Genomic DNA, 11,913 nt, shown 5'->3' with positions numbered 1-11,913 from the left:
CCCCGCTCGCCCGCCCGGCCGGCCTCCCCCGGCCGGGCGTTCGCGGGCTCCGCCCCGGATCCCACCGACACCGTCCCTGCCGCCGAGCGGAGTTGTATGAGAGCCCCACGAGCCGCCACACGGCCACGCCGAACCCGCGCCGCGTTCACGTCGACGGCCGCGTTCGTCGTGCTCGCCGCCCTGATCCCGGCCACGGCCTCGGCCGCCGGCACCCAGGAGGTCGACGCCGCACTCCCCTACGTCTGCGCGTTCCCCTCGGGACCGGTTGCCGCGACGGTGCGGATCTCCGCGGAGTTCCCGCAGCACACCCGGACGGGCGAGGCGTTCTCGCCCACCGGCGTCACCACCGCCGTGGAGCTCCCGGCGGAGGCGGTGGCGGACCTGGCGGGGAGCGACGTGGCCGAGGTGCGCGCCGTCACGGCGCTCACCGTCACCGTCACCCAGGACCCGGCCACCGCCACGGCGATCTGGCGGGGCGGCTCCGACCCCGTCCCCCTGCCGGCGTCCGGGCCGCTGACGCTCACCGCGACGGGCGACGTCCCCTCGGTCACGGGACGGGGTGACGGCAACCTGACCTTCACCGCGGGCGACCTGGCGCTCGGCCTGACGCCCGGTCCGGCGGACGACTCCGCCGAGGGCCGGGCGACCGGCGTACCGGCCGTGGACTGCGCCCTCGCCGAGGACGCGCCGGACGACGGGCTGCTGGTCACCGTGCCTGCCGTCCCGGGCCCGCCGGAGACGAGCGGCCCGCCGTCCGCGCCGGCGCCCGGCGGTACGTCCCCCGCGCCGGGGAGCGGACCGCGGGAGCGGCAGGAGGGACGGTCCGCGCAGACGCCCGGAAGCGCGCCGGGGGCCGCCGCCGACCGCGGCGTCCCGCCCTGCCGCTACGGCGAGGACAACCCTCCCACGCCCCTGTCGCTCAACGCCTACGTCACGGGCTACGCCAACGTGAAGAAGCAGAAGGCCGCTTCGTACCTTCCGCCGTCCTGCGTACTGATCGACGGGGGAGAGTTCCAGCTCCCGGCCGACGAACCCCCGGACCCCGAGCACCTGGTCATGGTCCTGGAGACGTACGGCGAGTTCAGCTACCAGGGGCGCAGGGAGACCCCGCCCTACGACAGCACCTTCCTCACCTTCGACTTCACCCCGGTGAAGGCCACCATGGTGCTGAAGCAGACCGGTCCCATGAGGATCGACGCGCGGATGAAGATGCGTTACTCCGACCTGTTCATGACGACGGAGACCTACGTACGGGTCCCCCTGGTCGCCCAGGTCACCGCACTCGAGGTCAACGGCGTTCCCCTGGAGGTGGGTCCCGCCTGCCGGACCGGGAAGTCCCTCACCTCCGTCGATCCGGACCCCGCGAAGCATCCCGGCGACCACGTGGTGCTGTACGGCAAGGCGGAACAGGCCATCGGCGAGGACGTCGTCGGCTACACGCTGCTCACCGGCGGTCCGCTGGCCGGCGAGGTGAGCATCCCGGCCTTCACCGGCTGCGGGACCGGCGACGAGGACCTCGACCGGCTGCTCACCGCCTCCGTCTCCGGTCCCGGCAACCACATCAAGCAGGTCCAGGGCCAGACGTGCACCCCCCTCGTCCCGGTGTTCGAGACCCCGGAGACCAGGGGCCAGTGCACGGAGGACCTCCAGCCCTACCAGATCCCGGTCGCCGAGCGCTGAGCTGCCCGGCCCGCAGCCCCCTCCCCACGAGAAAGGCCACCACCATGCACGCGTTCACCCCCCGCACGAGACTCGCCACCGTCTCCGCGCTCACCGCGCTGGGCGCCTTCGCCTCCCTCGGCACGGCGACCGCCGCCGAGCCCGCGCTGAACGGCGAGTGGGCCCCCTTCACGCGCTGCCCCGTGGACGCTCCGGCGATGCGGGCCGCCGACGGCTTCGAGAAGACCCCGCAGTGCGTGGTGTCCACCTCCGCGGGCGGCTCCATCAAGCTGGGCGACACCACCGTCGTCACCGGGAGGACGAACCTGCAGATCGGCATCGTGCAGAACGCGGACGGCACCAGCACGGTGGTGGCCCCGCCCGGCGGCGCGCTGGTCGCCGAACCGGCCACCGTGCCCGGCGGGCTGCTCGGCCTGATGTGTCCGAGCTCCGTACCCGTCATCACAGGTCTGTGCGAGTCGCTGGAGAACTCCAGCCTCAACAAGATCACCGCGACCATGGAGTCGGTCGGCGCACCCTACGACTTCAACCAGACCGCCGGGGTCCTGACCGACATGCCCATCGTCGCCCTGCCGGTCCGCATCCACCTGGAGAACCCGCTGCTCGGCAGCAAGTGCTACATCGGCACGGCCGCCGACCCGATCGTGCTGCTGCCCGAGAACCGGACCTACCCGGAGTTCGGCATGACCTTCTTCCAGGGGGACGGCACCCCCGACCCGGCCGGTGAGATGAGCCGGATCGACCTCACCGGCGCCACCCAGAACGACCGCACCTTCGCGGTCCCGGCCGCCAGGGGCTGCGGGCTGAACATCGGCCTCATCAACGCCGCGGTCAACGCGAAGACCGGGCTGCCCTCGCCCTCCGGGAACAACAGCCTGACCCTGAACGACACGCAGACCCGCCTCACCGGCCTGAACGCCCCCGGCACCGCCGCTCCCCGCGCCGGCGAGGTGCTGGCGGAGCACTGGCACTCCGCCGTGAGGTGAAGCTCCTGTGAAGCGGTTTCCGCCCAAGAGGTGTACAAGACAATTAAGTTGACTTACCGTCAGGTTCTCAGACCGGTGCACGTGGCGGCCCGACCGGGCCTCGTCCCGCGGGGCGTAACCCGGTCGGGCCGCCTTGCCGGACAGGTCGGAGAGCAAGGGATCGGTCATGCCCTCAATCACACGTCCTTCGGTGCTCGGCGAGCCGCTCGACCCGCTCCCCCGGCAGTTCGCCGCCTTCATGCGGCCCCTGCTGCCGGGACTGCTGAACGAGATACGGACCGAGGTCACCCGCGCCTACCCGGTGTACGGCAGGCTGCTCAACGGGCCCGACGGCCACGCCATCCGCCAGGGTGTCGAGCAAGCGCTCACCGCCTTCGTGGACCGGGTGGCCGACCCCGGCACCAGCTCGGAGCTGCGCGACGACCTCCTGCGCCGGTTCGGCCGGGTCGAGGCCTACGAGGGCCGTGACCTGGAGGTGCTCCAGGGCGCCTACCGGCTCGGCGCGCGCATCGCGCTGCGCCGGGCCAAGACGCTGGGACGGCAGCACAACCTCTCCCCCGCCCTGGTCCTCGCCTTCGCCGACGCCCTGTTCGCGTACGTCGAGGAGCTGGAGGCCGTCACCCGGGAGGGGTACACGGAGGTGCGGGAGAGGGCCGCGTCCGAGGTGTCCGCGTTACGAAGACAGCTGTTACACCTCCTTCTGGCCGCCTCCCCGCTCCCCCGGACGACCGTGTCCGAGCTGTGCGCGTCCGCCGCCTGGGAACTGCCCCGGACGTGTTTCCTCGTCGCCCTGCGCCCCCCGGTCCCCGAGCACATCCAGGCGGGGCTCGACAGCGACGTCCTCGCCGACTTCGACATCCCGCAACCGCATCTGCTGGTGCCGGGCGAACTCACCCCCGAGCGCCTCCGGATGCTCGGCACGGCCCTGTCCGGCACCCGTGCCGCGGTGGGCCTGACCGTGCCGGTCGCCCAGGCCGCGGACTCCGTCCGCTGGGCCCGCAGGGTGCTGCAGCTCGTCGACGACGGCGTCGTGCCGGACGCCCCGCTGGTCCGCTGCGAGGACCATCTGACGACGCTGTGGCTGCTGTCCGACCCCGCCCTGGTCGACCATCTCGCCGCCCGCGAGCTGGCGCCGCTCGACGGGCTGACCGCCAAGCGGCGCGACCGCCTCGTCGAGACCCTCCGGGTGCACGTCTCGACCCGCGCCCCCGCCGAGCAGGTCGGCGAGATGCTGGGGGTGCACGCCCAGACCGTCCGCTACCGGCTGCGGACGCTGGACGCCCATCTGGGCGACCGGCTCGCCGACCCCGACCACCGGTTCGCCCTCGAGGTGGCCCTGCGCTCGCGCCATCTGCGGAGCGGGGACGGCGCCCGGGACAGGGCGGACCTCTCCCGCCCCGGCCCGTAGGCGGCCGGCCGGCCGCCGCTCCGGTCCAGCAGGCTGACGCCCGGCTCGGGTGCCGCCGTCGTCGCCGTCGTCGTGCCGTCGCAGGGGGGGTGGACGATCAGTCGCCGTCGACGTCGCGCAGGATCGGCCGGCCGCCGGGTCCGTCGACGCTGCCGTGCGACTCCGGCACGGACGTGGCTCCCTCGTCCGTCCTCGCCACGCCGGTGCAGTCGCGGCACGGGCCGGGGCGGGCGTTCGCCCGCCCCCGCCGTCGCGTCATCTCGCCGGACACTCCTTCCAGGCCAGGTGGTAGACCGTGCTGATGTCGCCGTCCGTGGAGTCCATCGTCATGAAGCTGACCTTGGACGGGTCGTTCCCGGCGGAGACTCTCAGCTCCGTGTTGATGTTGAAGTTGCGCTGCACGCCGCAGGGCGCGTAGACGAGCTGCGCCCAGTCGGTCTCGTCGGTGGCCTGCCAGTTGTCGTCGTACGGGCCCGCGAAGGCGTGCGTGCGGTACTCGGTGTTGGGCGACCCCTGGAAGTAGTACGACGCCCGCTGGGTGCCCCGCGCGCCGGGCTCGAGCGCGGCGAAGCCGCGGTAGTCCGCGCTGGCGATGGCGTAGGTGAAGCCGGAGGGGACGTGGACGAGCAGGCTGAGCTGGCAGTTCTTGCGGGCGGCCGTGGGGTCGGAGCCTCCGCCTGCCTGGGCGAGGTAGTCGCTGTAGGTCACGGTGAACGCGGTGTTGTCGGCCGAGACGGCGACGGCCGCGGTACCGGCGGGGCATCCCGACCCGTTCACCGTGGCGACCTTGATGACGATCTTGTCCGGCGGGGGGTCCTCGAACGAGGAGCCCGGGTCGTGCGCGGGCAGCGCGGCGGCGAGCAGCGTGGCCGCCGCGACGCCGAGGAGCAGGCCTGAAGCCATGGTTCTCCGTCCTTGGGGTGGGGGGTTGGTGCGGTGCGATGATTGAAGCGTCATGCACATGCCAAACATGCGGGCGCATGCAGCCCCGGCTTCGTGAAGGAGGCATGGAGGAGCGGTGAAGACCGGGAGCGCTCGCATCGTACGGAGCGCCACGACGGCCGGACAGGGCGAACTCCGGCCATTCACTCCCGTCCGTATACCGCCGGTGAACGCCGCGTGACACCGCCGGCGGTCGCCGCGGGCGCGGCGGGACTCCCGTGTGAACGGGGGCCGTTCCGGTTCGGGGACAATGACCCACCAGCACCGCTTGTGGCACAGACCAGGAGGCGCTCCCTTGGAGCTCAGCAGGCGCACCTTCACCGCCCTGGCCGGCACGGCCGCGCTCGGTCTCGCGCTGGCCGGCAGCGGCGGGGCGGCGACCGGCCCGCAGGGTCCGGGCGTCGTGCCGACCGGACCGCCGCCCCCGCCGCCGGAGGCCGACGGCCGGCGCCATCGCGTCACGTACGACCGGCACTCCCTGCTGGTCGACGGCAGGCGTCTGGTGCTGTGGTCCGCCGAGGTCCACCCCTTCCGGCTGCCCAGCCCGTCGCTGTGGCGCGACGTGCTGCAGAAGCTGCGCGCCCATGGCTTCACCGCGGTCGACGTGCCCGTGCCGTGGAACGTCCACTCCCCCGCGCCCGGCGTGCACGACTTCACCGGGGTGCGGGACCTGAACCGCTTCCTTACGGCCGCCGCCGAGGAGCGGCTGTACGTGGTGCTGCGGCCCGGCCCCTACCTGGGCGCGGACCTGGACGCCGGCGGCCTCCCCGGCTGGCTGACGGCCGCCCCGGGCTCCGCCCGCACCGACGACCCCGAGTACCTGCGGCACGCCGAGGCGTGGCTCGCCGCCGTCGACGCCATCGCCGTACGGCACCTGTACACCGCGGGCGGCGGGACGGTGCTGCTGTACCGGCTCGAGGACGGGCGTCCGGTGCCGGCCGGGAACCCGGCGGCGCGCGCCCACCGGGCCCGGCTGCGGGCGAAGGTGCGCGCCGACCGCATCGACGTGCCGGTGCTGGACGGCGAGGGCTTCACCGGCGGGGACGGGCCGCCCACGGCCGGTCTCACCGCCGTGGCGGGCGGGGCGGCCGACGCCTGGGGCGGGCCGCTGTCCGGCGGCGAGGGCTACGCGCGGGTGCGCGAGAGCCACGACGCGGCGCACGAGCGGCGGCGTCATCTCACCGCGCTCGCCGACCGGGTCACGGTGCACCACACCGGCATGGGGTTCGGCGGGACGTCGTGGGGCTGGCTGCCCGGACCGGGCGTCTACACCTCGTACGACTACGGGGCGGTGCTCGACGAGGGGCGCCAGCCCGCGCCGAACATGGCCGCCGTCCAGCAGCTCGGCCATCTGGTGCGCACCGTGCCCGACCTGGCCCGGCTGGAACCGGACGGGGAAGGGACGGAACGCGCCGCGGACGGCCGGCTGACGGTGCGCCGGCTGGCCAACCCCGACACCGGCGCGCGGTTCTTCGTGGTGCGCAACGACACCGGGGAGGAGGTGCGCGCCCTGCTGCCCGGCACCGGCATCGAGGTGCCGGTCACCGTGGCCGCGGGCGACACCAAGCTGGTCGCCTCCGATCTGCGCCTGGGCCACCGCAAGCTGGCGTACACCACGGCCCAGCCGATGCTCTGCGTCTCCACCGGGCGGCAGGACGTGGCCGTGTTCGTCGGCCGCCACGGGGAGACCGCCCAGCTCGCGCTGGACTGCGAGAAGCAGCCGGGCGCCGACCGCGCGGACACCGAACCCGCCTGGGCCTACGCCCAGGGCCGGCTGAACGTCGTCTCCCCGCTCGGCGTGGGCGGCCTGAGCCGGGTGCTGGTCAAGGACGGCGACTCCGAGACACCCCTCGTGCTGCTGTTCGCCGACGACGAGACCGCGCTGCGCCTGTGGACGTACGAGACCCCGGCCGGGCCGCTCGTGGTGTACGGCCCCTCGATGCTGCGCTCGGCCGAACTGCGCGACTCCACGCTCCATCTGACGGGCGACGTCACCGTCGAGACCGGCGTGGAGGTGTGGGGGCCGCGCGGCATCGCCGAGGTCACCTGGAACGGCCGGCCCGTCCCCACCTATCTCGGACGTGCCCGCAGCCGCGTGATGGAGGGGCTGATGCCCGCCGTGCGCGCGGTGGCGCTGCCCGCACTCGACGGCTGGCGGTGCCGCACCGAGAACCCGGAGTCCGACCCGGACTTCGACGACTCGGCCTGGACGGTCGCCGACCGCACCACCTCCCACAGCACCACGCCCGTGCCCGAGGGCGGGCCCGTGCTGTTCGCGGACGACTACGGCTTCCACCACGGCGACGTCTGGTACCGGGGACGTCTCGAGGACCTGGGCGGCATCCCGTCGGTGGCGCTGTCCTACAGCACCGGCACGCAGGGGCTGCTGATGGCCTGGCTGGACGGCCGGCCGCTCGGCACCCACCGCATGCCGGCGCCCGACGAGGACACCGTCTCGCGCGGCACCTGGACGGCCACGGCCCGGTTCGACGTCCCCCAGGCGGTGCGCACCCCCGGCGAGCATGTGCTGTCGGTGCTGGTGCGGCCCATGCAGCACGCCGGCACGGAGCCCGGCGAGGACGCCCACAAGGCCGCGCGCGGGCTGGTCGCCGTGGAGTTCGCGGGCGGCGACCGCAGCGTGGAGTGGCGGGTGCGGGGCGCCACCGACCCGGAGCGGGTGACCGGACCGTTCAACAACGGCGGCCTGTACGGGGAGCGGCGCGGCTGGCATCTGCCGGACCACGACGACCGCCGCTGGCGGCCGGTGGAGTTCCCGCGCGCGGAGTCGCGGCAGGGCGTCACGTGGTACCGCACCCGCTTCCGGCTCGGGTTCGAACCCGAGCTGGACGCGTCGGTCGGGCTCACCCTGGAGGACGACCCGGAGCGCGCCTACCGGGTGCAGATCTTCCTCAACGGCTGGAACCTCGGCCAGTACGTCAACGACGTCGGCCCGCAGCACACCTTCGCCCTGCCGAACGGCATCCTGCGCACCCGCGGCGCCAACACCCTGGCGCTCGCGGTGCTGTCCGACGGGACCACCCCGGCAGGACCGGGCAAGGTCACGCTGACGCTGCTGGGGGCTGCGCGCGGCGGCATTCCGGTCGAGCCGGTGGACCCACCCGGGAGGTGAGCCCACCGGCGCGCGGGCACCCGCCGCCGGGTCACGCCGCCCGCGTCACGCCAGCCGGATGACGTTCCAGGACAGCGGCTCCAGCACCGCCGACAGGCGGCCGCCGTCCAGGGTCGTGCCCTCGGCCGCGTGCGGCGTCACCCGGTCCGGCTCGGCGAGGGTGTTGCGGGCGTCGGGGTCGGCGTCCGCGAGCACGCTGTGCTCGACGACGGACGTCGGGCCGAGCCCGTTCAGCGCGACGTCCAGGGGCAGCGGCTCGGTGCGGGAGCGGTTGACGGCGAACACGGTGAGCGTGCCGTCCTCGTCCCGCACGGCGGTCGCGTGCAGCAGGTCCGCCTCCCCGTACTTCCTCGTCGCGTAGGTCGGTGAGTCCACGCGCACGTCGAGGACCTCGCCGCGGCCGTACCTCGAGGCCTGGGCGAACGGGAAGAACGTCGTCTGCCGCCAGGCCGGGCCGCCCGGCTCGGTCATGATCGGGGCGATCACGTTGACGAGCTGGGCCAGGCAGGCGACGGTGACCCGGTCCGCGTGCCGGAGCAGCGCGATCAGCAGCGAGCCGAGGACGACCGCGTCCAGGACGCTGTAGTTGTCCTCCAGCAGGCGCGGCGCCTCGGGCCAGTCGAGCGCGCTCACCTGCTCCTCGGTGCGGGACATGTACCAGACGTTCCACTCGTCGAACGAGAGGTTGATCCTCTTCCGGGACTTCAGACGGGCCCCGACGTGGTCGCAGGTGGCCACGACGTCCTCGATGAACGCCTCCATGTCGACCGCAGAGGCGAGGAAGGAGTCCACGTCGCCGTCGAGCGGCTCGTAGTAGGCGTGCAGCGAGATGTGGTCGACCAGGTCGTACGTCTCCTGGAGGACGGTGGCCTCCCACTCGGCGAAGGTCGGCATGGAGCGGCCCGAGGAGCCGCAGGCGACGAGCTGCACGCCGGGGTCGATCTGGCGCATGGCGCGGGCGGTCTCGGCGGCGACCCGGCCGTACTCGGCGGCGGTCTTGTGGCCGGTCTGCCAGGGGCCGTCCATCTCGTTGCCCAGGCACCACAGCCGGATGCCGAACGGGTCCTTGTCGCCGTGCTCCGCGCGCAGGTCGGACAGGGCGGTGCCGCCGGGGTGGTTGGCGTACTCCTGGAGCTGGAGGGCCTCCGCGACGCCCCGGGTGCCGAGGTTGAGGGCCATCATCGGCTCGGCCTGCGGCCCGATCTTCCGCAGGAAGGAGATGTACTCGGACAGGCCGAACCGGTTGGTCTCGGTGGACCGCCAGGCCGGGTCGAGGCGGCGCGGGCGCGCCTCGACGGGGCCGACGGAGTCCTCCCAGCGGTAGCCGGAGACGAAGTTGCCGCCGGGGTAGCGGACGGCGGTGACACCGAGTTCGCGGACCAGGTCCAGGACGTCGCCGCGGATGCCGTCGGCGTCGGCGGTGGGGTGGCCCGGTTCGAAGACGCCGGTGTAGACGCACCGGCCGAGGTGCTCGACGAACGAGCCGAACAGCCGGGGGTCGACCGTGCCGACGGTGAAGGCGGGGTCCAGGGTGAAGCGGGCGGTGCGCATCGTGTCCTTTCCACGGGTCGGGTCCTGCTGCGGGAGCGTCACCGGCCGGCGAGTCCGGTACGGGCGACGCCCGCCACGATCCGGCGGAGGTGTCTGCGGTCCAGGCCAGGTCGCCCCATTCCCTGCCCCCCCTGCTCATCGCGTGCCGCGAGCCTCGCATGTTCGATATTCCGGATGACGCCCGTAACTTCGAACGGGACCGTAAGTGCCGGGGGGTGACGCGTCAATGCCCCGGACAGAACTCGCCCGCCGCGCACCCCGTCCCGTCCACGGCGGTCACGGATCGCGTGACGCGGACACATCCGGCCGCGTACGCTCGAACAGCCTGAGGTGCGGCGGTCGCACGGGCGAGGGGATCCGATGGATGGCGCGGGCGCACGGACGCGGGCCGTACGGCTCGCCTCCGCGCTGCGGCGCTCCCGCACCCGCGCCGTCCTGCGCCGCCTGGCCGGTGATCTCACCACCGCGCTCCGCGTACGGCCCGATCCCCTCACGGACGTCCGGACGGCGTGCCGGGTACTGTGCGAGGAGATGAGCTCGCGGCGCGGGGGGCGGCCCGTCGTCCTGCGCTTCGAACGCTTCCCGGACGAGATCGAAGTGACCGGCCTGTGGGTGGAGTTCCAGGACTTCGACCTGGTCATCGTGGAGGAGCGAGCGGAGGCCATGCAGCAACTGGTCATCCTCGGACACGAGTTGTGGCACATGTACGCCGGTCACCGGCACCACGCCCCGACGGCGGCCGAGCAGGTCCTCACGGACGGCCTGCCGGACTGGGACGCCGCGCTCGCGATGGCCGCGCGCGACGGCTCCCGCGAGGCCGACGAGGCCGAGGCCGACGAGTTCGGGCACCGGATGGCCGCCGCCGTGCGCGCCCTCCTGGACGACCGGGACGCCGACGCCGGTCCGCTCCAGCGGGCCCTGGGCTACCGCGGGCGGCGGGGAACCCACCGGTGACCGCCCCGCTCGCCCTCACCCCGTCGGACGTCCTCGGCGACCTCTACATCTCCTTCTGGATCCCCACGGGCGTCCTCACCGCGGCACTGATCATCAAGCTGCCCACCATCGTGCGGCTGTGGCGGGACCCGCTGCTGCGCGCGGTGGGCGGGCTGCTCCTGCTCGCCTGCGCCGTCTTCGTCTTCGTCGCGCCCACGACCATCGCCCGGGTCAACCGCCTCACGGGGGTGCCGAACATATCGGCGCCGTGGTGCTATTCGCTCCTCACCGCCTTCTGCGCCTCCTGCCTGCTGCTGATCATCGCCTGGCGCAACGGGCTGTCCGACCGCTCCGCCGCCACCCGGCGGGCGATGCGCCGGGTGGTCTCGCTCTACTCCGGGGTGATCGTCGCCCTGTGGGTGCTGTTCTTCCTCGCGGACGCGTCCGAGGAGCGGCTGCGGGACCTGGACACCTACTACGCGACCACGCCGTTCATGCGCGAGCAGATCCTGCTCTACCTGCTCGCGCACACCGTCGCCGTCCTGATCACCTGCCGGCTGCTGTGGAACTGGGTGCAGACCGCCGGACTGGACGCCTGGCTCCGGTGGGGCCTGAAGTTCCTGGGCGTCGGCTACGCGCTCAACCTGGTCTTCGACGCCGCCAAGCTCACCGCCGTCGCCGCCCGCTGGACCGGGAACGACCTGGACTGGCTCAGCACCGATCTCGCGCCGCCCGTCGCCTGCCTGTCGGCCATCCTGATCGCGGTGGGCTTCATCCTCCCGCACGCCGGCCAGTTCCTGCACGAGCGCTGGCGCGTCCGGCTCGCCCACCACCGGCTCCGCCCGCTCTACCTGCTGATGCGCTCGGCCAACGGCAGGGGCGTGCCGTTCCTGCTGCGCGCCACCCCGGAGCTGCGCCTGATCCGCCGGGAGACCTTCATCCGGGACGAACTGCTCACCCTGGCACGGCACATCGACGAGGAACGGCGTGACCGCACCCGCGAGGCGGCCCTCGGCCTCGGGTTCCCGCCGGAGCGGGCCGTGGCGCTGGCGAACGCCGTGTCGATCCTGGAGGCCGTCGAGTCCCGGCGCCGCGCTCCGGACGACGAGGGCACCCAGGACCCCGACACCACCGACCTGCTGCGGGAGATCGGCGCCGTCTCCCGGGAACTGCGCCGCCCCCACGTCGTGGACGCGGTCCGCGCACGGGCCGCCGCCCTCGCCGCGGACCCCCGGGCGGCCGTGCCCCGCGGCGCGTCCGCCGAATGAAGAACCGACGACAGG

At 73.6% G+C, this 11,913-nt stretch carries 9 protein-coding genes; 6 read left to right on the top strand and 3 right to left on the bottom strand.

Annotated elements, in window-relative coordinates:
* The first annotated feature begins 96 nt into the window (after window positions 1-96).
* The 3 genes from ELQ39_RS22130 to ELQ39_RS22120 all read left to right on the top strand — a co-directional run bounded on the left by ELQ39_RS22130 (window position 97) and on the right by ELQ39_RS22120 (window position 4,074).
* Window positions 97-1,680 (top strand): DUF6801 domain-containing protein, encoded by a 1,584-nt coding sequence (locus ELQ39_RS22130; protein WP_242593581.1) that lies wholly within the window; start codon window positions 97-99, stop codon window positions 1,678-1,680.
* Between the two features lie 44 nt (window positions 1,681-1,724).
* The gene (locus tag ELQ39_RS22125; protein WP_190000489.1) at window positions 1,725-2,666 is read left to right on the top strand and encodes a hypothetical protein; all 942 of its coding nucleotides are present in this window, start codon (window positions 1,725-1,727) and stop codon (window positions 2,664-2,666) included.
* Between the two features lie 166 nt (window positions 2,667-2,832).
* On the top strand, window positions 2,833-4,074 hold the full coding sequence (locus tag ELQ39_RS22120) for a helix-turn-helix domain-containing protein (RefSeq protein WP_190000490.1): 1,242 nt from the start codon (window positions 2,833-2,835) through the stop codon (window positions 4,072-4,074).
* A gap of 97 nt (window positions 4,075-4,171) precedes the next feature.
* Here ELQ39_RS22120 and ELQ39_RS22115 read toward each other — a convergent pair whose 3' ends face one another.
* Both ELQ39_RS22115 and ELQ39_RS22110 read right to left on the bottom strand, forming a co-directional pair.
* Window positions 4,172-4,333, bottom strand: a complete 162-nt coding sequence (locus ELQ39_RS22115; RefSeq protein WP_242593579.1) for a hypothetical protein — start codon at window positions 4,331-4,333, stop codon at window positions 4,172-4,174.
* On the bottom strand, window positions 4,330-4,977 hold the full coding sequence (locus ELQ39_RS22110) for a DUF4360 domain-containing protein (protein ID WP_190000492.1): 648 nt from the start codon (window positions 4,975-4,977) through the stop codon (window positions 4,330-4,332). The genes ELQ39_RS22115 and ELQ39_RS22110 overlap by 4 nt, the downstream gene beginning before the upstream one ends.
* A 334-nt stretch (window positions 4,978-5,311) precedes the next feature.
* Here ELQ39_RS22110 and ELQ39_RS22105 point away from each other — a divergent pair, with 334 nt between their 5' ends.
* Window positions 5,312-8,146 (top strand): beta-galactosidase, encoded by a 2,835-nt coding sequence (locus ELQ39_RS22105; protein WP_242593577.1) that lies wholly within the window; start codon window positions 5,312-5,314, stop codon window positions 8,144-8,146.
* A 45-nt stretch (window positions 8,147-8,191) separates the two neighbouring features.
* Here ELQ39_RS22105 and arfA read toward each other — a convergent pair whose 3' ends face one another.
* Window positions 8,192-9,697 (bottom strand): arabinosylfuranosidase ArfA, encoded by a 1,506-nt coding sequence (gene arfA / locus ELQ39_RS22100; RefSeq protein ID WP_242593575.1) that lies wholly within the window; start codon window positions 9,695-9,697, stop codon window positions 8,192-8,194.
* 360 nt (window positions 9,698-10,057) lie between these two features.
* Between arfA and ELQ39_RS22095 the strand changes: the two genes are divergently transcribed.
* Complete coding sequence (locus tag ELQ39_RS22095; RefSeq protein ID WP_242593573.1) at window positions 10,058-10,651, top strand: toxin-antitoxin system, toxin component family protein; 594 nt, start codon at window positions 10,058-10,060, stop codon at window positions 10,649-10,651.
* Window positions 10,648-11,898 (top strand): MAB_1171c family putative transporter, encoded by a 1,251-nt coding sequence (locus ELQ39_RS22090; RefSeq protein ID WP_190000496.1) that lies wholly within the window; start codon window positions 10,648-10,650, stop codon window positions 11,896-11,898. Before ELQ39_RS22095 ends, ELQ39_RS22090 begins: the two co-directional genes overlap by 4 nt.
* Window positions 11,899-11,913: the final 15 nt, after the last annotated feature.

Source organism: Streptomyces sp. GB4-14 (assembly GCF_022696125.1).
GTDB classification, from domain to species: Bacteria; Actinomycetota; Actinomycetes; order Streptomycetales; family Streptomycetaceae; genus Streptomyces; species Streptomyces werraensis.
Note: the sequence above shows the minus strand (reverse complement) of the source record. Positions and strands in the feature narration are given on the sequence as shown.

What these genes read in the sequence shown, in the direction of transcription:
- ELQ39_RS22130 (WP_242593581.1), top strand. Translation starts at nt 97, where the DNA reads ATGAGAGCCCCACGAGCCGCCACACGGCCACGCCGAACCCGCGCCGCG.
- ELQ39_RS22125 (WP_190000489.1), top strand. Translation starts at nt 1,725, where the DNA reads ATGCACGCGTTCACCCCCCGCACGAGACTCGCCACCGTCTCCGCGCTC.
- ELQ39_RS22120 (WP_190000490.1), top strand. Translation starts at nt 2,833, where the DNA reads ATGCCCTCAATCACACGTCCTTCGGTGCTCGGCGAGCCGCTCGACCCG.
- ELQ39_RS22115 (WP_242593579.1), bottom strand. Translation starts at nt 4,333, where the DNA reads ATGACGCGACGGCGGGGGCGGGCGAACGCCCGCCCCGGCCCGTGCCGC.
- ELQ39_RS22110 (WP_190000492.1), bottom strand. Translation starts at nt 4,977, where the DNA reads ATGGCTTCAGGCCTGCTCCTCGGCGTCGCGGCGGCCACGCTGCTCGCC.
- arfA (WP_242593575.1), bottom strand. Translation starts at nt 9,697, where the DNA reads ATGCGCACCGCCCGCTTCACCCTGGACCCCGCCTTCACCGTCGGCACG.
- ELQ39_RS22095 (WP_242593573.1), top strand. Translation starts at nt 10,058, where the DNA reads ATGGATGGCGCGGGCGCACGGACGCGGGCCGTACGGCTCGCCTCCGCG.